Annotated in this window: 23 protein-coding genes and 1 pseudogene; 11 read left to right on the forward strand and 13 right to left on the reverse strand. The window is 73.6% G+C overall.

Features of this window, described 5'->3' with window-relative positions; genetic code table 11:
* Positions 1-27: 27 nt before the first annotated feature.
* From OC439_RS23055 to OC439_RS23070, 4 genes are all read right to left on the reverse strand, one after another.
* Positions 28-837, reverse strand: coding sequence for an ABC transporter permease (locus OC439_RS23055; protein ID WP_262015250.1), 810 nt, complete (start codon positions 835-837; stop codon positions 28-30).
* Entirely contained in the window at positions 834-1,802 is a 969-nt protein-coding gene (locus OC439_RS23060) for an ATP-binding cassette domain-containing protein (RefSeq protein ID WP_262015251.1), read from the reverse strand. Before OC439_RS23060 ends, OC439_RS23055 begins: the two co-directional genes overlap by 4 nt.
* 65 nt (positions 1,803-1,867) lie before the next feature.
* Entirely contained in the window at positions 1,868-2,515 is a 648-nt protein-coding gene (locus tag OC439_RS23065) for a response regulator (protein WP_262015252.1), read from the reverse strand.
* Positions 2,515-3,636 carry a sensor histidine kinase gene (locus tag OC439_RS23070; RefSeq protein ID WP_262015253.1) on the reverse strand — a complete coding sequence of 374 codons (1,122 nt, stop codon included), beginning with the start codon at positions 3,634-3,636 and terminating at the stop codon, positions 2,515-2,517. The genes OC439_RS23065 and OC439_RS23070 overlap by 1 nt, the downstream gene beginning before the upstream one ends.
* Positions 3,637-3,755: 119 nt before the next feature.
* Here OC439_RS23070 and OC439_RS23075 point away from each other — a divergent pair, with 119 nt between their 5' ends.
* Together OC439_RS23075 and OC439_RS23080 are read left to right on the forward strand one after the other, a co-directional pair.
* Positions 3,756-4,589: an ABC transporter ATP-binding protein gene (locus OC439_RS23075; protein ID WP_262015254.1), complete on the forward strand. Its 834-nt coding sequence runs from the start codon at positions 3,756-3,758 to the stop codon at positions 4,587-4,589.
* Positions 4,586-5,557: an ABC transporter permease subunit gene (locus OC439_RS23080; protein WP_262015255.1), complete on the forward strand. Its 972-nt coding sequence runs from the start codon at positions 4,586-4,588 to the stop codon at positions 5,555-5,557. The genes OC439_RS23075 and OC439_RS23080 overlap by 4 nt, the downstream gene beginning before the upstream one ends.
* Before the next feature lie 49 nt (positions 5,558-5,606).
* Here OC439_RS23080 and OC439_RS23085 read toward each other — a convergent pair whose 3' ends face one another.
* The gene (locus OC439_RS23085) at positions 5,607-6,488 is read right to left on the reverse strand and encodes an alpha/beta fold hydrolase (protein WP_262015256.1); all 882 of its coding nucleotides are present in this window, start codon (positions 6,486-6,488) and stop codon (positions 5,607-5,609) included.
* A 95-nt stretch (positions 6,489-6,583) separates the two neighbouring features.
* Between OC439_RS23085 and OC439_RS23090 the strand changes: the two genes are divergently transcribed.
* Both OC439_RS23090 and OC439_RS23095 read left to right on the forward strand, forming a co-directional pair.
* Entirely contained in the window at positions 6,584-8,551 is a 1,968-nt protein-coding gene (locus OC439_RS23090; protein WP_262015257.1) for a BTAD domain-containing putative transcriptional regulator, read from the forward strand.
* 41 nt (positions 8,552-8,592) lie between these two features.
* Entirely contained in the window at positions 8,593-9,960 is a 1,368-nt protein-coding gene (locus OC439_RS23095) for a pyridoxal phosphate-dependent decarboxylase family protein (RefSeq protein ID WP_262015258.1), read from the forward strand.
* 6 nt (positions 9,961-9,966) lie between these two features.
* Here the strand turns inward: OC439_RS23095 and OC439_RS23100 are convergent, their stop codons facing one another.
* The 5 genes from OC439_RS23100 to OC439_RS23120 are packed head-to-tail and all read right to left on the reverse strand — an operon-like array spanning position 9,967 to position 12,560.
* Positions 9,967-10,380: a hypothetical protein gene (locus tag OC439_RS23100; protein WP_128136620.1), complete on the reverse strand. Its 414-nt coding sequence runs from the start codon at positions 10,378-10,380 to the stop codon at positions 9,967-9,969.
* Between the two features lie 2 nt (positions 10,381-10,382).
* Entirely contained in the window at positions 10,383-10,868 is a 486-nt protein-coding gene (locus OC439_RS23105) for an EndoU domain-containing protein (RefSeq protein WP_030502361.1), read from the reverse strand.
* The gene (locus OC439_RS23110; protein ID WP_262015259.1) at positions 10,861-11,355 is read right to left on the reverse strand and encodes a hypothetical protein; all 495 of its coding nucleotides are present in this window, start codon (positions 11,353-11,355) and stop codon (positions 10,861-10,863) included. The genes OC439_RS23105 and OC439_RS23110 overlap by 8 nt, the downstream gene beginning before the upstream one ends.
* Position 11,356: 1 nt before the next feature.
* Positions 11,357-11,683, reverse strand: a complete 327-nt coding sequence (locus OC439_RS23115) for a hypothetical protein (protein WP_120569993.1) — start codon at positions 11,681-11,683, stop codon at positions 11,357-11,359.
* Between the two features lie 19 nt (positions 11,684-11,702).
* Positions 11,703-12,560: a hypothetical protein gene (locus OC439_RS23120; RefSeq protein ID WP_262015260.1), complete on the reverse strand. Its 858-nt coding sequence runs from the start codon at positions 12,558-12,560 to the stop codon at positions 11,703-11,705.
* A gap of 164 nt (positions 12,561-12,724) precedes the next feature.
* Between OC439_RS23120 and OC439_RS23125 the strand changes: the two genes are divergently transcribed.
* The 6 genes from OC439_RS23125 to OC439_RS23150 all read left to right on the forward strand — a co-directional run bounded on the left by OC439_RS23125 (position 12,725) and on the right by OC439_RS23150 (position 15,506).
* A complete protein-coding gene (locus OC439_RS23125; RefSeq protein ID WP_262015261.1) occupies positions 12,725-13,126 on the forward strand; it encodes a YbaB/EbfC family nucleoid-associated protein in 402 nt (133 codons plus the stop codon).
* Positions 13,113-13,433 (forward strand): ESX-1 secretion-associated protein, encoded by a 321-nt coding sequence (locus OC439_RS23130; protein WP_262015262.1) that lies wholly within the window; start codon positions 13,113-13,115, stop codon positions 13,431-13,433. Before OC439_RS23125 ends, OC439_RS23130 begins: the two co-directional genes overlap by 14 nt.
* A complete protein-coding gene (locus tag OC439_RS23135; protein WP_262015263.1) occupies positions 13,430-14,626 on the forward strand; it encodes a WXG100 family type VII secretion target in 1,197 nt (398 codons plus the stop codon). Before OC439_RS23130 ends, OC439_RS23135 begins: the two co-directional genes overlap by 4 nt.
* A complete protein-coding gene (locus OC439_RS23140; RefSeq protein ID WP_262015264.1) occupies positions 14,626-14,946 on the forward strand; it encodes a hypothetical protein in 321 nt (106 codons plus the stop codon). The genes OC439_RS23135 and OC439_RS23140 overlap by 1 nt, the downstream gene beginning before the upstream one ends.
* A gap of 2 nt (positions 14,947-14,948) precedes the next feature.
* Complete coding sequence (locus OC439_RS23145; protein ID WP_262015265.1) at positions 14,949-15,158, forward strand: DUF4926 domain-containing protein; 210 nt, start codon at positions 14,949-14,951, stop codon at positions 15,156-15,158.
* A 63-nt stretch (positions 15,159-15,221) separates the two neighbouring features.
* Positions 15,222-15,506 (forward strand): hypothetical protein, encoded by a 285-nt coding sequence (locus OC439_RS23150; RefSeq protein ID WP_262015266.1) that lies wholly within the window; start codon positions 15,222-15,224, stop codon positions 15,504-15,506.
* A gap of 22 nt (positions 15,507-15,528) precedes the next feature.
* On the opposite strand, the gene OC439_RS23155 is transcribed toward OC439_RS23150, so the two are convergent.
* Entirely contained in the window at positions 15,529-16,320 is a 792-nt protein-coding gene (locus OC439_RS23155; protein ID WP_262015267.1) for a class I SAM-dependent methyltransferase, read from the reverse strand.
* A 118-nt stretch (positions 16,321-16,438) separates the two neighbouring features.
* Here OC439_RS23155 and OC439_RS23160 point away from each other — a divergent pair.
* Positions 16,439-16,700, forward strand: a pseudogene (locus OC439_RS23160) (DNA-binding response regulator); the annotation flags it as partial.
* A gap of 23 nt (positions 16,701-16,723) precedes the next feature.
* Here the strand turns inward: OC439_RS23160 and OC439_RS23165 are convergent.
* Positions 16,724-17,335 (reverse strand): hypothetical protein, encoded by a 612-nt coding sequence (locus tag OC439_RS23165; protein ID WP_262015268.1) that lies wholly within the window; start codon positions 17,333-17,335, stop codon positions 16,724-16,726.
* Positions 17,336-17,339: 4 nt separating this feature from the next.
* Positions 17,340-20,795, reverse strand: a complete 3,456-nt coding sequence (locus OC439_RS23170; RefSeq protein ID WP_262015269.1) for a protein kinase domain-containing protein — start codon at positions 20,793-20,795, stop codon at positions 17,340-17,342.
* Between the last annotated feature and the right edge of the window lies 1 nt (position 20,796).

Here is a 20,796-nt window from a genome sequence, read left to right on the forward strand (position 1 = left end):
CGCACGCACCCGCCCCCGGGGTCCGGCTCAGCGGCTCAGCGCCCGGTACCGGCGCAGCGACAGCGGCAGGAACACCGCGACCAGCACCAGCGGCCAGAGCACCGCCAGCAGCGGGTGATGCGCGGCCACCCACGAGTCGCCGCCCCACCCGGGGTTGCCGAACAGCTCGCGGGTGGCCCCGACGGTCGCGGACAGCGGATTCCACTCGGCGACCGCGCCCAGCCACGCGGGCATGGTGGACGGCGCCACGAACGCGCTGGACAGGAAGCCCAGCGGGAACTCCAGCGTCTGCACGGCCGTCACCGCGCTCTGCCCCTTCACCGTCAGGCCGAGGAAGACGCCAACCCAGACCAGCGCGAACCGCAGCAGCAGGATCAGCCCGAGCGCGGCGAGCGTGTCACCGACGTCGCCGCGCGCCCGCCACCCGATCGCCAGGCCGACGAGCAGCATGACGGCGAGCGTCACCACCGCGAACATCAGGTCGGCCACAGCGCGGCCGAGCAGCGGGGCCAGCCGGGACACCGGCATCGATCGCAGCCGGTCGGTGACGCCGCGCTCCAGGTCCGCCGAGACCGCCATGGTGGTCATGCTGATGCCGAAGACCATCGTCATGGCGAACATGCCGGGCATCAGGAACTCGCGGTAGCTGCCACCGCCTGGTACCTGGAGCGCGCCGCCGAACAGGTACGCGAACATCAGCACCATCAGGATGTCGAAGCCCAGCGAGCCGACCAGCGGGCCGGGCTCACGCCGCCAGTGCGCCAGCGCACGACCGGTCAGCGTCAGGCCGTCACCGGCCAGCGACGCGCGCCGGGCCGGGGTCACCGTCGCGGTCACGCGGTCACCTCCACGCCGGTCCGGTCGGCGGACGGCCCGCCGGTGAGCTGGAGGAACACCTCGTCCAGTGTGGGTCGCCGCAGCGCCACGTCGGCCACGTCCACGCCGTCGGCGTCGAGCGTGCGCAGCACCTCGGTCAGCGCGCCGGCCCGGTCGCCGACCTGGGCGCTGACCGCCCGGCGGTCCCTGTCGACTGCCGGTTCGGCGCGGGCGACGGCGCGCAGCCGTCCGGCGGCGGTGGCCAGGTCGGCGGCGTCGCGGACGACCAGCTCGATCCGGTCGCCGCCGAGGCGGGACTTGAGCGCGTCGGGGGTGCCCTCGGCGATCACCCGCCCGGCGTCGAGCACGCAGACGCGGTCGGCGAGCTGGTCGGCCTCGTCCAGGTACTGCGTGGTGAGCAGCACCGTGGTGCCGGCGCGCACCAGATCCCGTACCGCCTCCCACACCTCGTTGCGCCCGCGCGGGTCCAGCGCCGTGGTCGGCTCGTCGAGGAACAGCACCGACGGCGCGAGGATCATCCCGGCGGCCAGGTCGAGGCGGCGGCGCATGCCACCGGAGTACGTGCGTACCGGCCGGTCGGCGGCGTCGGCGAGCCCGAACCGGTCGAGCAGTTCGCCGGCCCGCCGTCGCGCCCCGGCCCGGTCCAGGTGGAACAGACGGCCGAAGATGACCAGGTTCTCCCGCCCGCTGAGCGCCTCGTCCACCGCCGGGTGCTGCCCGACCAGGCCGATGCGGTGGCGCACCCGGTCGGCCTGCCCGGCCACGTCGTAGCCGGCGACCTCTGCTCGCCCGGCGTCGAAGCGCAGCAGCGTCGCGAGGATGCGGACGGCTGTGGTCTTGCCGGCGCCGTTCGGGCCGAGCAGCCCGCACACGGTGCCCGGTGGCACCCGCAGGTCGAATCCATCGAGCGCGGCCGTGTCCCCGTATCGCTTACGCAGGCCCTCCGCGAGGATCGCGTGTTCCACGTCTGTTCCCCCTCCGTCGACGAGGGCACTAACGTACAACGTACGGTATGGCGTCCGCCAATGATTCAGTCGACCAGCCGGTGCTCCCACGCCCAGACCGCGATCTCGGTACGGTTCCGCAGGCCGAGCTTCGTCTGCACCGTCGAGACGTGGCTCTTCACGGTGCTCAGCGAGATGAACAGCTCCGCGCCGATCTCCAGGTTGGTCCGGCCCCGGGCGATCTCGCGTACCACCTCGATCTCCCGCTCGGACAACGCCGGGCGGCGCTCGTCCCGGGGTGGCGCGGGCGGCGTCAGGTGCCGCAGCAGCCGGACCGTCACCGACGGGGACACGAGCGCGTCACCCTGGTACGCCGCCCGCACGGCCTCCACCAGCAGCGCCGGACCGGCGTCCTTGAGCAGGAACCCGGCCGCTCCCCCGCGCAGCGCGCCGTAGACGTACTCGTCCAGGTCGAACGTGGTGACCACGACGACCCGCAGCGGGTCGGCCACCTCGGGCCCGGCGAGCGCCCGCGTCACCTGGAGCCCGTCGAGGCGCGGCATCCGGATGTCCACCAGGCAGACATCGGGTCGCAGGCGGCGGGCCTGGGCGACCGCGTCGACACCGTCGGACGCCTCGGCCACCACTGTGATGTCGGGCTGGTCCTCCAGGATCAGCCGCAGCCCGCCGCGAACCATCGCCTGGTCGTCGGCGAGCAACACCCGGATCGTCATCACGCCCTCCCGTTCGGCACTACCGCCCGCACCGACCACCCGGCGCCATCCGGGCGGGGACCGGCGGTCAGCGTGCCGCCGAGGGCCTCGACGCGCTCGCGCAGGCCGATCAGGCCGTATCCGCCCCGGGACTCGGCGGGCGCGCCGGACGCGTCGTCGGTCACCTCGACCACCACCGCGTCCGGCTCCTGCGCCACGTCGACGGTGACCTGGCCGGTGTGCGGCGCGTGGCGGGCCACGTTCGTCAGCGCCTCCCGGACGATCCGGTGCACGGTGCTGGTGACCTCCGGCGGCCAGGCCGTCTCCGCCGGCAGCCGCAGCCGCACCGGCGGGCCCTGCCGGCGGAACCGCTCGACGAGTTCCTCGATCTGCTCGGTACCGGCCGAGGCCGGCGGCGCGTCAGCGGTGTCCCGCAGCAGCCCGACCAGGCGGCGCATGGCCCGCATCGCCTCGCCGCCTGCCGCCTCGATGCCGGCCAGCGACTCCGTGGCGCGCTGCGGGTCCCGCCGCCCGACCAGGTGGGCGGCCTGCGCCTGCACCACCATGCCGGTGACGTGGTGGGCCACCACGTCGTGCAGCTCCCGGGCCAGTTCCAGCCGCTCGTCGCGGCGTACCCGCTCGGCTGTGACCTTCGCCCGCTCGTCGAGCAGCCGCAGCGTGAGCCCGGCGGCGACCCCGCCGAGCCAGCACAGCCCGTTGAACGCGACCACCCCCGACCCGCCCGCCCCCGGCCGGGCGGCCAGCCACGCCCCGGCCGCCACCACGAGACCACCGGCGCCGATCAGGCCGGCGGGCAGCGGCGGCAGCGCGCGTACCGCCGATCCGACCAGGACGGCCGACGCGAGCGCCAGCGCCGGCCCCGGCTCGGTGGGCAGGTCGAACAGCCGGGCCGCGACGACGGCCGACCCGGCGACGACGAGTCCGGCGGTGGCGGTGACGACGCGCTGCCTGTCGCGTACCAGAGCGAGCGCGCCGACCACGACGGCGGCCGTGCCGCCGGGGAGCCAGTACGGCAGTCCCCAGCTCGCGGCGATCGCCACCGCCTGGACGCCGATCGCGGCGAGCAGCACCACGGCGAGCCCTGCCGTCGCCGCCACCCGGGTGATCCGTTCACCAGCCATGCCCAGCACGTTAGGAGATCGCGGGCCGCCGCGAACCGGCCGAAAGTAGGGGCCGTCCGAGTGCCGGACCCTGCTCCGGACCGATGCCCGCCGGTCCGGGCGTGCCCAGGATGAGTCGCATGCATCCACCACTCGCCCTGCACGCCGAGCGGCTGACCAAACGGTACGGCCGCCGCACCGCGCTTGCCGACTGCGACCTGAGCGTTCCGCGCGGGCACGTGGTCGGCCTGGTCGGCCCCAACGGCGCCGGCAAGTCCACGCTGCTGCAACTGGCCTGCGGGCTGATCGCGCCCACCTCGGGTTCGCTGACGGTGCTCGGCTCACCGCCGGCCGCCGACGCCGCGCACCTGGCCCGGGTCGGCTTCGTCGCCCAGGACACGCCGGTCTACGCCTCCCTGACCGTCGCCGAGCACCTGCGGATGGGCGCCTGGCTGAACCCGTCCTGGGACGCGGCGCTGGCCCGGCGGCGCGTCGACGAGGTCGGCCTGGATCCGGCGCAGAAGGCGGGCCGGCTCTCCGGCGGCCAGCGCGCGCAACTGGCCCTCGCACTGGCTGCCGCGAAGCGTCCCGAGCTGCTGATCCTCGACGAGCCGGCCGCCGCACTGGACCCGCTGGCGCGGCGCGAGTTCATGCACGGGCTGGCCGGTTTCGTGCGGGAACTCGGCGCGGGCGCGGTGCTCTCCTCGCACCTGCTCGGCGACGTGGCGCAGGTCTGCGACCACCTGGTCGTGCTCTGTGCCGCCCGGGTGCAGGTGGCCGGTCCGGTCCCGGACCTGCTCGCCACACACCACCGGACCGCCGCCGCGTCCGCCGGGGCCGAGGTGGTCTGGGCCGAGCCCGGCCGCGTCGTGGTCCGGGGCCCGGCGGTACGCGACGGCGCGCCGGTCACGCTGGAGGAACTGGTCCTGGCGTACCTGTCCCGGGCCGCCGCCCGCCCGGCGGTGACCCGATGATCCGGATGACGCTGCGGCAGTTCCGCCTCCCGGCGCTCGTCGGCGCCGTCCTGCTGGTGCTGGCCGGCGCCTACCTGCTGCGCCTCGGCGCGGACATCCGCGCCGAGCCCGACCCGGCCCGGCTGCCCGGCCGGTACGCGCAGACGATGCTGTTCCTGGCCGGCGGGTTCGCGCTGCTGCCCGCGCTGATCGGCGCGTTCTGGGGCGCGCCGCTGGTGGCCCGGGAACTGGAGCAGGGCACGCACCGGCTGGTGTGGAACCAGAGCGTGCCACGCCGCCGCTGGTTGGCGATCAAGCTCACCGTGCTGTCGGCCGCCGCCGCGCTCGTCGCCGGTGTGCTCGGCGCGCTGCTGACCTGGGCGGCCTCGCCCGTCGACCGGGTTGCGGGTGACCGGTTCAGCACCGTGCTGTTCGGCGCGCGCGGCATCGCGCCGGTCGGGTACGCCGTGTTCGGCCTCGTCCTCGGCGTGGTCGCCGGGCTGCTGCTCCGCCGCACCCTGCCGGCGATGGCAGTGGTGTTCCTGGCCGTGGTCGTGGTGCAGTTCGCGGTGCCGAACCTGCTGCGCCCGCACTACCTGCCGCCGGAGCGGGTCACCGTGCCGATGACCGCCGACACGGTCAACCGGGCCCGCAACCTGGGCAGCATCACCGGCTCGCCTGTGGTCGGCGGGCTGGACGTGCCGGGTGCGTGGGTCACCGACATCAGCCCGCTGCGGACCGCCGACGGGCGGCAGCTCTCCGACGCCGCGTTCGGCACCTGTTTCCATGACCCGCCGCGTACCGGCGCCACCGGCACGTTCGGCGACACCGCGGTCTGTCTCGGCGCGCTCGACCTGCACGTGGACCTGGCGTACCAGCCGAACCGCCGGTTCTGGGCGTTCCAGTGGATCGAGCTGGCGCTCCACCTCGGCGCGGCCGGTCTGCTGGCGGCGCTCGGCCTGTGGCACGTCCGGAGACGGGCCGGCTGAGCGGACGGGGCGGACGGTCCGGGCGCCACGCGCGCCCGGACCGCCGTACCTACCGCTTGAGCAGCGCCCGCAGCGCCTCGGCGATCTCGCCCGGCGCTTCCTCGGCCATGAAGTGCCCGGCAGTGGTGGTGCGGTGCTCCAGGTCCGGGGCCCACGCCCGCCACACCGCCGCCGCGTCGTAGCCGAGCGCGGCGCCCCAGTCCTGCTGGATGACGGTGGTAGGCATGGCCAGCCGCCGCCCGGCGTCCCGGTCCGCCCGGTCGTGCGTCACGTCGATCCCGGCCGACGCCCGGTAGTCGGCGACGATCGAGTCGACCGCCTCCCGGGAGGCCCGCAGGTACTCGGCGCGCACCTCCGCCGGCATGGCCGCCGGGTCACCGGCCCAGGCGTCGAGGAAGTGCCCGAAGAACGCGTCGGCGCTGCCCGCGATCATCGTCTCGGGCAGGCCGGGCGGCTGGGCCATCAGGTACAGGTGGAACGCCACCGAGGCGTTCACGCCGTGCAGCACGTCCCACATGTCGAGGGTGGGCAGCACATCAAGCGACGCCAGATGGGTGACCGCGTCCGGGTGGTCCAGGCCGGCCCGGACCGCGACCAGGGCACCCCGGTCGCGCCCGGCCAGCGCGAACCGCTCGTGCCCGAGCGCGCGGGCCAGAGCCACCACGTCGGCGGCCATCGTCCGCTTGCTGTACGTGTCCTCGGTATCAGCGGCCGGTTTGTCGCTGGCGCCGTAGCCGCGCAGGTCCGGGCAGATCACCGTGTGCTCGCCGGCCAGGTCGGCGGCGACGTGCCGCCACATCAGGTGGGTCTGCGGGAAACCGTGCAGCAGCACGACCGGGCTGCCGGAGCCGCCCACCGCCACGTTCAGCGTCACACCCTCGGCGCCCGGAACGCGCTGGTAGTCGAATCCCGCGATGGCGGTGCTCATCATGATCCCTCTTTCGTCTCGTCGTACCTGACCAGCGTGGCGGCACCCGATGAGCAACCGATGAGCGCGATACGGTGACCCCTGGCGAGGAGGGGTCGGTGCCTGTCGGTTTCGGTGTGCTGGGTCCGGTCACGGCCTGGGACGACGCGGGTGTGCCGGTCGACCTCAAGGGGCCCCGGCACCGGGCCGTGCTGGCGCGGCTGGTCGCCGCCCGGGGCCGGACCGTGCCGGTCGGGCAGATCGTCGACGACCTGTGGGACGACCCGCCGGCCGGTGCGGTGGGCGCGGTCCGCACGTTCGTCTCGGCGCTGCGCCGCCGCCTGGAACCGCACCGTCCGCCACGCGAGCCGGCCCGGCTGCTGGTCACCGACGGACCGGGGTACGCGCTGCGCGCCGCCCCGGACACCGTCGACGCCTGGCGGTTCGAGGACACCGTGACCGCTGTCGCCGACGCGCTGCCCCGTGCGTCGCTGGACCGGCTCGACGAGGCGCTGGGCTGGTGGCGCGGGCCCGCGTACGCCGACTTCGACCAGCCGTGGGCGCAGGCCGAACGGTCCCGGCTCGACCAGATCCGGCTCACCGCCGTGGAGCGGCGGGCCGAGGCGCTGCTGGCGCTGGACCGGGCCGCCGACGCCGTACCCGATCTCGACGCGCACGTCGCCGCGTACCCGTGGCGGGAGGACGGGTGGGCGCTGCTGGCGTCGGCGCTCTACCGGGCCGGACGGCAGGCCGACGCGCTCGCCGTGCTGCGCCGCGCCCGGGAACTGCTGCGCGACCAGCTCGGCCTGGACCCCGGACCGCGGCTGCGGCGGCTGGAGACCGACCTGCTGCGCCAGGCCGAACCCGAGCCGACCGGTCCGGCGCGGGTCTGGGCGGAGACCGCAGCGGCGTACGAGCGCAGCGTGGTGCCCGGCGCGCGGGCCCGGCTGGAGTCCACCGTCGGGCTGCTGCGCAGCCTCGCGGTGACCGGGCCGGGCGGGCTGGAAGCCGCCCGGGACCAGCGCGAGGCGGCCATCACGGCGGCCGAGCAACTGGGCGACCCGGAGTTCACCGCGCGGGTGATCGGCGGATACGACGTACCCGCGATCTGGACCCGCTCGGACGACCCGGCGCAGGCGGCCCGGGTCGTGGCGGCGGCGGAGCGGGCCCTGGCCGGGCTGGGCCCGGACGCGCCGGAGGCGACCCGGGCCCGGCTGCTGGCCACCGTCGCGATCGAGTCCCGCGGTACGGCGTCGCCGCGACCTGCCGAGGCGGCGCGGGACGCGGAGGCGATCGCCCGGCGGGTGGCCGACCCGGCACTGCTGGCCCAGGCCCTCAACGGCGTGTACATGCAGACGTTCCACCGGACCGGGCTGGCCGCCGAGCGGGACGCGATCGGGGTGGAACTGGTAGCGCTCGCCGCCCGGCACGGCCTGGCCACAGTGGAGATCCTCGGGCACCTGATCCGGGTGCAGGCGCGGAGCGCTCTCGCCGACTTCACCAGCGCCGACGCGCACGCCGAGGCGGCGGACCGGCTCGCCGCCCGGCACGAGAGCCCGCTCGTCGGCGTGTTCACCGGCGGCTACCGGGCCATGCGGACCGCCGCCACCGGCGCCGCGTACCCGGAGGCGGAGGCCGCGTACCGGTCGTGGGCGACCCGGCTGGCCGGCTGCGGGATGCCCGGCGTGGAACGCGGGCTGGCGTCGCTGGCGCTGCTCTGCCTGCGGGTGTGGCACGACCTGCCGGCCGTCTTCCCCGCCGACACCGACTGGGGGCCGTACGCGCCGTGGGCCCGCCCGCTGCTCCTGCTCGCCGACGGGCGGCGCGGCGAGGCCGCCACGGCGTTGCGCCGCACCCCGGCGCCGCCGCGTGACCTGCTCATGGAGGCGCTGTGGTGCCTGACCGGCCGGGCCGCCGTGGCGCTGGACGACCGGGACGCGATGCTGCGGGCCCGGGCCGCGCTCGCCCCGGCGGCGGGTGAGCTGGCCGGGGCGGGCAGTGGCCTGCTCACCGTCGGGCCCGTGGCCCTGCACCTGGACCGCCTCGACGCCGCACTCGCGGTGACCGGCGGTCGGGACCGTTCATGAGGGCGGCTCGGATGGCCCGCGCCCTCGGCTAGGGTGCGGCGATGGACGAGCTGAGGCACCTGTTCCGGCGCGCCGCCGACCACGCGGCCGACTACCGGCTGTCCCTGCCGGACCGGCCGGTCGGCGTACCCGTGGACCAGGCCGCGCTGAACGAGGCGTTCGCCGGCCCGCTGCCTGATGCGCCCACCCCGCCCGAGCAGGTCCTCGCGGAGTTGGTGGCCGCCGCCGAACCGGGACTCGTTGCCACCGCCGGGCCGCGCTACTTCGGCTTCGTCATCGGCGGCGCCTTGCCCGCCGCCACCGCCGCGGACATGCTGGCCGCCGGGTGGGACCAGAACGCGTTCAACGCCGTCACCTCCCCCGCCGCGGTGGCCGCCGAGGCGGCCGCCGGTACCTGGCTCAAGGAACTGCTCGGCATCCCGGCGACCGCGTCCGTCGGGTTCGTCACCGGCGGGCAGGCCGCGAACACCGCCGGGCTCGCCGCCGCCCGCCACCAGGTGCTCGCCGACTCCGGCTGGGACGTGGAACGGCGCGGCCTGTCCGGCGCACCGGCGGTGCGCGTGTTCGCCGGCGCCGAACGGCACGCCACCGTCGACAGGTCGCTGCGGCTGCTCGGCCTCGGCACCGACGCGCTGCGCCCGGTGCCCACCGGCCCGCAGGGCGCCATCGACCCGCACGCGCTGGCGGCGGCGCTGCGCGACGCCGGTCCCGGACCGACCATCGTCTGCCTGCAGGCGGGCAACGTGAACACCGGCGCGTGCGACGACCTGCGCCGCGCCTGCGACCTGGTCCACCGGTACGGCGGCTGGGCGCACGTGGACGGCGCGTTCGGGCTGTGGGCGGCCGTCAGCCCGTCGACCCGGCACCTGGTGGACGGGCTGGAGGCGGCCGACTCGTGGGCCTGCGACGGCCACAAGTGGCTGAACCTGCCGTACGACACCGCGTTCGCGTTCTGCGCCCGGCCCGACGCGCACGCGGCGGCCATGTCGCTCGCGGCCGCGTACCTCGTGGGTTCCGGCGGTGTGCCCGTAGGCGCGGAGCTGACCGCGGAGTCCTCGCGCCGCGCCCGTGGTTTCGCGGTCTGGGCGGGCCTGCGGGAGCTGGGCCGCGACGGCGTCGCCGCGCTGGTCGAGCGGTGTTGCGCGCTGGCCCGGCGGTTCGCCGACGGGCTGAGCGCGGCCGGGTTCGAGGTGGTGAACGACGTGGCGCTCAACCAGGTGCTGGTCGGGTTCGGCGACGACGCGCGCACCGACCGGGTGGTGGCCGCGGTGCAGGCCGACGGGACGTCCTGGGCCGGTGGGACGACGTGGCGGGGGCGGCGGCTGATGCGGATCTCGGTGTCGAACGCGACCACCACTGAGGCCGACGTGGACCGGTCCGTGGCGGCGATCGCCCGGCTGGCCCGCTGAGCGGCGTCAGCCGGGCAGACGCAGCAGGTGCCGCCCGGGGAACGGGCCGCCGTGCTCCCGCTCCCAAGTGGCGAGGTGGCGCTTCTTCTCCTCCGGCGAGGGGGCGAGGAAGTCGAAGTAGGCGAGGATCACCGTGCGGGCCTCGTCGACCGTGTACGACGCTCCCGACGGCACCGGGCCGAGGCTGTCCACGCTGACGCCGGTCGGCGTGCAGCGCACCACTGCGGAGTTGCCCTCGTACTCCTCGTAGTCCGAGCGCCCGGACATCACGTCGTCGATGCACTGCAGCAGCTCAAGGCAGTCCGGGGCGTACGTCTGGATGTCGCTGACGAGCTGGGAGGCGAACGGGCGGAAACGCGCGTCACCGCTGGTCATGGTGGGCGCGCCGTTCTGATTGCGCCCGAACTGGATGTCACCCACAGCTAGCGTCCCCCCACCGGCCAAGCCGAGTACCACGTCGTGCCACCGGGATTGTAGAAGCCCTCGACGAGCAGCCCGTTCGCCCTCCCCTGCCATTTGTTGGGGTCGTCCGGGTGCGGGCCGCCGGACCGGAACGCGCCCTCGATCGTCTCGTCGACCCGCTGCGGCGTCCAGTTGTCCGGGAAGAAGGTGCTCGAACCGCGCTTCTGGCGCCAGACCCCGCCGTCGTCCTGCACGTCGACGCGGGCGCGGTACGTGCCGTCGGCGTGCCGTTCGAGGATCATCTCGCGGCCGTCCGCGTCGACGCGGACCCGGGCACCCGGCGGGTTCTCCCCCATGAACCGGTGGTGGAAGCCGGTGCCCCGGGGCGGATTGGCGTTGGTGTTCACGTGACCGCGGAAGATGTGCGCGTAGCGGCGGTGCCGCATCCGGGCCCGGAGCCACTTCTCCACCGGCGTGAAGAGACCGGCCTTTCCCCGCTTACCCACCGAGCACCGCTTCGGTGGCCAGGTTGAGCAACTGGTCGATGAGGACACCGGTGATGAGCTTGAAGATCGGGATCTCCAGCAGGGAGGCGCCGAAGGTGACCACCGCCGTGGCGACCGCCTGCGCGATCTGAATCGCCAGGAGCGTCAGCTGCACGATCACGTTGATCTTCAAGGCGAGGACGATCCCGGCGCACACCATGAGCCCGGTTCCGATGAGCGCCGCCGCGGAGGCCCCGTCGTCCAGGTTGGTCTTCGCCGAGTCGGCGGCCTGCCAGCTCGTCTGGAAACGTTCGATGGCGTCGTCGCGATTCTGGGTCCACATCTGCTGCGCCGATCGGTCGGCGTCGGCCACCGGCGTCCGGAGCCGGTCCGGGAAGGCGAGCCACGCCTGGCCCATCTCCAGCAGCTTCGTCTCGTCGGCCTCGGGCCAGGTGTAGCCGAGCATGCCGAGCAGTGACACCAGTTCTCCGGGCAGGGTCATTCCCATGTCAGCCGAGCACCTCACGGAAGCGGCCGAGACTCTCGGTGATCATGCGTTCGGTCTCCTGGTAGTTGAGGCCCATCACCCGGCTCAGCTTGCCGATGTCCTCGATCTCGACGAGGTTCGCGTCGTAGCTCTCCAGCGCCAGGTCGCGGATCGTCTCGTACACCATCCCGATGAGCGAGCCGAGGTCGTCGTTGCCCCACGGGGTGCCGAAGGCCGCCAGCTCGGCGTCGAACGCGGACAGCGCGGCGCGCAGACGCTGCGCGGAGGCGACGATGTCGTCACCCGCCCCGATGATCGATTCGGGATCGATCTCGATCTCGCGGGCCATCAGCGCTCCTCTCCGTCGGTCATCGTCCCGGGTCCCGGATGGTCTGCATCACGCCGGTCAGCGCTCCGGTGAGCGCGGACATCTGGCGGACGCTCGCTTCCTGAAGGTCGCGCAGCCGCGCGTCGAGCGCGGCCGAGCCGAGCCCCTGCGGCGCCGCCGCCGGGGGGATCTGCTCCAGCGCGCGGTTGACCGCGACCACCACCGACTCGCCGAGCTCCGCCGAGGACAGCCGGCGGGGCGGGCGGGTGACCTCCAGCCGGGTCAGCCGGGCCGAGCCGTCGACCTCCGCGCGCACGGTCCCGGCGTCATCGGACCCGCTCCACCGCTCGTCCCCGCCGTCCTCGGGCGGCGTGCCGCCGGTCGCGGCGCCCAGCACGTCCATGACCTGGTGCAGGAGATCCGCCGGGCCGTTCGCCGGGACGTCCCCGCCGAGCCCGGTCGCCGGACCGGCCGTGGCGACGGCGTCGGCGATCGCGCCGTGGAGCCGGCGCATCGCCGCCTCGCTCTCGGCGAGGACGGCCCCGAGGCTTCCGGTCAGCGCGGACAGGTCGGCCACCGGTTCGCTGCTCGCCAGGCTGCGCCGGGACGCGGTCAGCGCGTCGTTCACCGCCTGCTCGACCAGGCGGCCCAGCTCGTCCTCGGACAACCGCATCAACGGCGCGGCCAGCTCGACGGAGCGCAGCCTCCCGTCCTCCGCCGTCACCTCGACCTGGCCGTCGGCGGCCCGGCCGTGCGCCTCGGCGGTCACCCCGCCGGCGGTGTGGCCGTCGGCGGTCCCGCTGCCAGCGGGATGCGCGCCGGCGCGCAGGGCCGCCAGCTCCTCGCGGTAGCCGGAGACGCGCAGCGCGTAGTCGTCGGCCGCGGCGTCCTGTGTCATCCCGTTGCCTCCCCGTCACGGTCAACCAGACCCTAGCAACGCCCGGCACGCCCGGATGTCCCTCCACAGGGGAGCACGCTCATCACCGTGCCGTCACGGGGCCCACACGAAGCGCTACCGGTTGCTACCGTGTCGGGCACCGTTGTCCTCTGGGGAGGGTCGTCATGTGGGCGGACGAGGCCGCGATGGACGCGGCGGCACGACGGCTCGACGAGTGGGAGTCGTCGCTGACCGACCGGGCGGCACGCGCCCGTGACCTGTCCGCCCGCACACAGGCGCTGATCGGCACCGCCCGCAGCGCCGACGGGCTGGTCGAGGTCACCGTCGACGCGTCCGGGCTGCTCACCGGCCTGCGACTCGACGAACGCGTCCGGCAGCACTCCGCCGCACACACCGCCCGGCAGATCCTGGCGGTCACCCGGGACGCCCGCGCCGACCTGCTGCGACAGCTCACCGAGGCCACCACCGAGACGCTCGGCGCGGACGACCCGGCCGCGCGAGCGATCGTCGAGTCCCACCAGCGACGGCTCGGCCCCGACCCGGACGCGCCGGATGCCGCCCGGTGACGGCCTCCAGGTCGACCCGGACGACCTGACCGCGCACGCCGCCCACCTCGGCCGCTGCGCCGAGAGCATCGACACCGCGCGGCAGGCCGGACAGCACGTCCGGCTGAGCGCCGACGCGTACGGGCAGCTCTGCGCGATCATGCCGGTCCTGCTCGACGGTCTCCAGCGGACGCTCACCGACGGCATCGGCACCGCCGCCACCTCGGTCCGGGACACCGCCGGGAAGCTGCGGTCGAGCGCCGAGCGCTACCGCGCCTCCGACGCGCACGCCGCGGACCTGCTCGACCGGGTACGGCAGCGTCGGTGACCACGAACCCCCTGGTCGCCGCTGCGGCGGACTCCGGCCCGAGTCCCTGGGCGGGCGTGTGGATCTGCGAGGACATCGAACTCATCGCCCAGGGCGTACGCACCGGCAGCTGGATCGACGGCAGCCTCGGCGTCGTCAGCGCCGGCCTCGACGCGCTCGCCCTCGTGTCCGACCCGGCCGGGGCCCTCCTCCAGTACGGCATCGCCTGGCTCATCGAGCACGTCAAGCCGCTCAGCGAGGCCCTCGACTGGCTCGCCGGCGACCCCGCCGAGATCACCGCGCACGCGCAGACCTGGCGCAACGTCGCCGCGTCGCTGCGCGAGGACGCCGCCGAGCTGGCCCACGCCGTCCGCACCGAGGTCGCCGGGTGGACGGGCGCCGCCGCCACCGGCTACCGCCGCTGGGCGGCCGAGCAGCAGCAGGCCGTCACCGGGCTGGCGCAGGGCGCCGAGGCGATGGCCGCGATCACCGAGGGCGCCGCCGGCCTGGTCGCGGCCGTGCGGCTGCTGGTCCGCGACGCCATCGCCGCCTGCGTGTCCCGCCTGATCGTGTACGCGGCCGAACTGGTCGCCACGGCCGGGCTGGCGACGCCGCTGGTGGTGGAGCAGGTGACGACGACCGTGGCGTCGTGGGCGGCGCGGATCGGGCGGTTGTTGCGGGGATTGCTGGCGAGTCTGCGGCGGCTGATGCCGGAGATGCGCCGGCTCGGCGACCTGATCGAGAAGCTGAAGGAGGCGCTGCGCCGACTGACACACCGTTCACCGGAGTCGCCGCCCGGCCCGTCGAAACCCGGCGGGGATGCGGACCCTTCCCGTATCCCGAAAGTGGATGAGGAACAGCGGGTTCGTGGTCTGGGCATGGATCCTGCGACCGGCCGGTTCCGGCCGGCCGAGGCCGAGACGGCCGTCAGGATCGAGCAGCAGCTCGGGGTACGGCTGCGGCGGGCGCCGCCGGACTCCTCGGCGGACTGGGTGGACGGCGCGGGACGCACCTATGATGCGGTGGGCAACTTCCCCGGTCAGTATTTCGACCGGCAGTGGCCACAACTTCAGTACCAGATCGAAAGGCACCTGGAGAAGGCTGAACTCGTTCCGGTCGACGTCTCCAGGTTCTCGGCGCAGCAGACAGCCATGGTCGAACAGTTCATAGCCGATCGCGGGCTCGGCCCGCGCGTCTTCATCGTGGGGAAGTAATGGCCGGTCTCATCGTCCTCCGGCCCGGGATCGACTGGACAGCGACCGGGGGCCTGTTCGACTGGACGCTGGATTTTCTCGTGTCCCGGCTGTCGGACAGACACGCCGCCGAGCACCTTCAGGAGATCATCGACAACAACCTCGGCTCGTTCTGGCTGGACGACCTGTCACCGGAGGCCCAGCGCGAAGTCGTCAGCCACTGGCGTGCCGCTCTGGTCGCAGAGGGCGAACGGGACCTGCCGGAGACGGACCAGAAACCCGATGTGCTGGCACACCTTCGAGAACTCGTCGCCGCGACCTACAGGTTACCGGTGGAGTAGCGGTGGCCCTGGGTCTGCACGACGTGGTCGAGATCAAGGAGGCCCTGCCCGAGGAGAACCTGCCAGCCGGCGCGGTCGGCACCATCGTCCACGTGTACCACCGACACGACAGCGCCTACGAGGTGGAGTTCGCCGACGAGAACGGTCGCACGGTCAGCAGCGTCGCACTCACCGCGGACAGGCTCAGCGAGATCCCACCTAGGACTTCCTAGGGGTGATCCGGTGCTCGCGAGACCGATGGTCGGAAGCCGCCGGTCAGGCCCGAGGAGTACAGGATGGCTTCATTCGACGAGTGGCTGGACGCGTACGAGGTCGTCTACCGCACCCTGCCGGCCGAGTCCGACCACCAGTGCCCGAACTGCGGTCACCGGACCCTGCGCATGGTGTTCACCACGCCGCCCGGCTCCGGGTACGGCTACGTCTCGTTCTGGTGCGACACCTGCCTGGAGGGCATCCATGTCTCCCGCGCTCCGGTTCCCGCCGGAGTGACCGCCCTGTCCACTGCCGCACCGATCGAGGAACGCACCAAGGGCATTCCCAACTACCGCCTGGTGACGTAGCTGAACCCCGTCGGGTGATCGGCTATGAGCCGAGGATCCCGCACTGCAACCGGACGGTGACCCGCTCGGTCACCTCGGTCCTTCCGCCGAGGGCATCGCGTACGTCGGCGGTGAACGCCGCGTGCTGCCGCGAGGACGGCAGATGTTCGGCGGACATGGCAGAGAAGATGCCGCCCACCATGTCGTCGACCGTGAGCGGCGCGTCGTACCGCACCGACGTCTCCTCGTACCGATAACCGGCACGCACGAGCGCCTCCCGGTTGCGCCGACGCCCGTCCTCGTCGGTCTGGCATCTCCCCGCGACGGGGTGGCCGAGCATCCGTTCCAGGCATCGCCGCAGCGCGCGCGACCACTCGGTGTCCTGCATCCACAGGGGTTCGCCGTTGGTGACGACGGCGATGCCACCTCCGGGGCGCACCAACGGCCGGGCCGCCTGGAACAGGGTGTCGCGGTCCATGAAGTGAATGGCGACGGCGACGGTCAGCGCACCGACACTCCCCCCGCCGAGCAGCCGGGACAACGCGGGCACATCACTGTCGCCGCCGAGCACCCACGTGGCGTTGGCGGTCCCCCCGTCCGCTGCGGTACGCCGGGCGATCGCCAGCATGTCCGGCTCGGGGTCCATGCCGATGACCGCGCCCACCCGGTCGGCGAGCGGGATGCTCAGCTGGCCCGTGCCGCAGCCGAGGTCGACCACCGTGTCGTCGGCGCCGAGACGGAAGGCTGCCGCCAGGGCGTCGAGCACCTCGGGCGGATAGCCGCGCCGATGCCGTGCGTAGTAGGTCGCCACCTCACCGCCGAAGCCCGTCGCCATGCCGGCAGCCTGCCCGCCGCGACCGTCCCGAGGCCAGCAGTTCTGCTCAAGGCACGCCCCAACCGCCGGCCGGCGACGGCTTCGTCGTCCGGGCGCGGATCCCCACCGGGAGCGCGTCGTGACCACGCCGATCCGGGTGCTCGTCTGCGACGACCAGGCCCTGATCCGTACCGGATTCGCCACCATCATCGACGCGCAGCCGGACACGGCCGCGGTGGGCGATTGCGGCGACCCGCCTGCTGGCCGGCATCCGCACCGTCGCCTCCGGCGCCGCGCTGCTCGCGCCCGAGGTGACGCGGCAACTGGTCGGCCGGATCCGTCCCGCCGAGGGCACGCCGACGGACGTGGGGCTGACGCCGCGTGAGCTGGAGGTGCTGCGGCCGTGTCGCACAGTGCCGCTGGTCTAGCCGCCAGGAACCGACACCCCGTCGTCGTCGAGAGGTGAGCCGTCCAGGGCGCGATCGGTCTCCGCTGCGGTCAGACGCACGATCACGTCGCCGTCGGAGGTCGGAAGGCGGGTGAAACGCAACAGGACGAACCCCGAACGGTTGCTGCCCCGCACGCCGTTGCCGAGGGGCATCGTGTGCACACCCTCGACGAGCCATTGATAGAGCGGCTGCGCGTCCGCGTCACGCCAGCCCTTCAAGCCGGCGTGGTGAACCGCCAGGGTCAGCTTCTCCGCCAGGTACTCGGGGTCGCAGACGCTGGTGATCGTCAGATCGAGTTCCGCGAACCGGTGTGCCGGCCCGAAGTGCCACAGTGCCCGCACCTCGCGGACCCCCGGGGTCAGCGGCCGTCCGACGAACAACCAGTCGTACGCGTCCAGGAAGGGTGCGTGGCGCTTGAGCCAGCTCTCCCTTTCCCGCTCCCGCACGATCCAGGGCAGAGGGATCTCGTTGAACTCGTCGGTCCACACCACTTCGGGAATCTCCCAGGCGTCGAGCCAGGTTCTGACACGCTCCCGGTTGGCCAGGAACGCGGCTCGCAGTTCATCGCGCTGGCGGCGTCCGGTCATCGGATCACTCTCCGTAGTCCCAATCGAGGCCCCAGATGCGGACATTGCCCTGGTGGTCGCCGGTGACGACGGTGCCGAACGCGTCGTCGGCGCGTATCGCGTTGACCCGGACGTGGTGACCGTGCAGTGAGCGGATCCGGCGTCCGGCGCGCAGGTCCCAGACGTCGACGGTCTGCTCTCCCGGGTCTCCGGCCACCGCGAACCTCCCGTCGGGCGACACCGCCACCTCCTCGACCCCGGAGAGGCTCCCGGCCGGGCCGTCGAGAGCCCTCCCGTCGAACACCAGCTCTCCGCTCGCGGCGTCCCACACGACGAAGCCGGTCAGCCCGGCGATGACGGCGAGCCGACGGGAGTCCGTGAAGGCCAGCGCCGCCGACGAGCTGTGCTTGACCCGGTCGAGCCGGTACGACGGGCGCCTGTCACCCGGTCGCCACGCGGTCAGGCGGGTCATCTCGGCCAGCAGCAGCATCCCGGAGGCGAACCGGATCTCCGTGTGCGGATCGACGTCCGCGAAGGTCTTCACGGACTTCCCGGTGTCCATCGACCGGACCTCCACGGTCGCCGCGTCGTGGGTTCGCAGCTGCACGGCGATCGAGCGGGACGCCTCATCGGCCGTGACGCCGACGATCGTGCCGGGTCCGGTGCGGACCGTCGCGACGCAGGCAGCCGCCTCCAGCGACCACACCGTCGCCAATCCATGGCCGAAGCCGACCGCCAGCAGGTCGCCCGAGATGTCGAGCGTGGTGTTCCCGTCGTCGCGGGGCAGGGCGCCGGCCACCTTGAACCGGGGCTGGAACGTCCTGGTGTCGTGGCAGGCCACCGATCCGTCCGAGTAGCCGATGATCACGTCCCGGCCGCCTCTGGCGAAGGACAGGCTGGTGGCGGGGTTCCGCCGCTCGGTGACCCCGCCTGCCTTCTCCAGCGTCTCCAGGTCGAAGATCTCGACCTCGTCGATGTTGGCCGGGAAGGCGAACAAGCGGCCGGAGGCGCCGATGTCGAAGGCGCCACGGGCGAGCATGGCATCGGACAGCTCCTGCTCCAGCCAGATGCCGGTAAGTCCGGTGCGCCGCAGGTTCCGGCCCACTGCCCCGGAGGCCCGGCGTAGCCGCGGGTGCCGTTCGTGGCCGGGAACGGCACGCGCCTCGCGGATCGCGTCTGCCGCGCGCCGATCCTCTCCGGCCGCGATCATCGCCTCGACGCGTTCCATGACCTGGTCGAACGCCCGCTCGTCGCGCGCGAGGGCACCGACCGGGCGGGGCGGCGCGTACGACCAGGGTGCGAGGTGTCCGCTGAGCGGCATGGGGAGTCGGGAGAGCGAAGTCTGGCCACTGTAGCCGTCCGATTCGGCGATGACGGCGTAGCCGCAGTCCCCGCTGAACGCCGTCGCGACGCGACGCGAACCCCGCGCCCAGTCCTTCGGGAAGGTGCGGACGCATCGACGGATGGCGAGTTCGAGGACCTGAAGGTCGCCGGTCCCGGGGTCGAGCAGGGCCCAGCCGGCCCGGCCGGAGACGCCGAGCATGCGGTATCCGGTCAGCCAGGGGATCTCCCACCGTCGCGGTTCGTCCCAGACCCGCATGTCCACCATGGTCAGGGACTGGTAGCCGATCCTCAGGACGGTCGACCCGTCCGGCGCCAGGGCGACTTTCTGGCCGCCGCCGTCCATCTCGTCGGCGGGTATGTGCAGGCCCCGCATCCTCGTGTCCCGCAGGGGCCACCACTGCTCCACCCGGTGGTCGACGGCGGAGCCGCGACGGCCCAGTGAGGCGGAGACGCACACCTCGGCGTCCGGGCCGAGGATTACCCGGGTGACAGTGCCGTCGTGGGGCCAGATGTGGGCGACCGGCTCCCACGCGCCGGTGCGGAAGACGAGGACGCGGCCGTCGGCCGTGCCCACAGCCGCGAAGCCACCCTCGGGGCTGAGTGCCACGGCTGTTCCTCCGTCCAGCCGGCCTTCGAGGTGGGCCGTGCCGTCGGCGAGCAGCCACCGCTCGACGCGGGAATCCTGGTAGCAGACGAGGACCCGCGCTCCGGCGTGGTCGATCGCGACGTCGACGGGAGCCGGGCCGGAGGCGGCGAGTTCCGCGACCACCCGGCCCGCGAACGCGTCCCAGACCCGCACCCGCCCTGACCTCTCGGCCACCACCACGTGTGTCGCGTCGTGATCGCAGGCCATCGCGACGACCTGGCCGGACATCTGCCCGAACACCTCGAGCGTGCCCCTCGGCTCCAGCCGGGCGCAGCGCTCCCGCGCGGCCGCGATCTCCGGAGAATACGGATGCTTGCGGTCCGCCTCAGCCAGGTGCCGGGCCGCGAGGACGCCGTCGCCGCGTTCCATGTGCACCATCGCGGCCAGGTAGTCCGCCTCCCAGGAGTCGCCAGTGGCGCGCAGTTCCGACAGGAGGATCTCGTCGGTGACCAGGCCGTCGGCCCATTTGAGGAGCCCGTGGTTGTAGACCGCGCGGACGTTGTGCGGGTCGATCTCCTTGGCCCGCTCGAACATCTCGATCGCCCGGCGTTGGTCGCCGAGGTCCCACAGGGACAGCGCCTTGTTGGACAAGCCGTCGGCCTTGAGAGACGGCGACACCCGGTCGGGGTGCGGGTAGGGACCAGACGCGCAGTCCGCGTAGACGCTCAGCAGGACGGCCTCCGCCTCGGCGGTGTCGCCGATCCTCGACCGGGGGTCGCGCACCAGGCAGCCGGACAGGAGGTCGCGCAGCGGCCGCGGGAGATCGCCGCGTAGCGACGCCAGCGCATCCGCACCGTCGTGTCCCCACTTCCAGAGCCGGCGCCCGTGCAGCAGCTCGATCACCGTCAGCGCCCAGGACCACATGTCGCTGGTCCGGCCGATCCTTCCGTCCGGGTCGACCTGCTCCGGGGAGCAGTACTGCGGTGTGAATCCGCCGAGCGTCGCGTACGAGGTCTCGGCGCCACCGTCTGCGCTGTGCGACACGGACGCTTTCGCCTTGGCCGTTCCGAAGTCGGTCACCCGTGCGGTCTCACCGTCGTACATGACGTTTGAGGGCTTGATGTCCTGATGCACCAGACCTGCCGCGTGCGCGTGGCCGATGCCGCGCAGCATCTGGATCGCGACGTCCAGGGCCCGCGGGAGATCGCGGCACCGCCCGTCCCGCACCGCCGCGGTCAGGTCGCCGCCCGCGACCCATTCGGCGAAGACCACCGGGTACGCCCCGACGCGCTGCACGTAGTTGCAGCCCACCACGTTCGGGTGCGGGTCCAGTTCGGTCCAGGCCTGCGCCTCCTGAGCGAGCAGATCGAGGATCCCGGGCGCCGCTGCAAGGTCGGGGCGCGGCGTCTTCACCGCCAGGTCGACGCCCCAGGCGAGGTGATGGGCGCGGTAGACGAATCCCATTCCGCCCGTCTCGACCACCTCCTCGATGCGGAACGTGTCGAGGACGGTCTCCCCCGGCCGCCACCGGATGACCTGCCCCGCGTCCACG

It is taken from the genome of Micromonospora sp. Mcm103 (assembly GCF_024519755.1).
GTDB lineage: Bacteria > Actinomycetota > Actinomycetes > Mycobacteriales > Micromonosporaceae > Micromonospora > Micromonospora aurantiaca.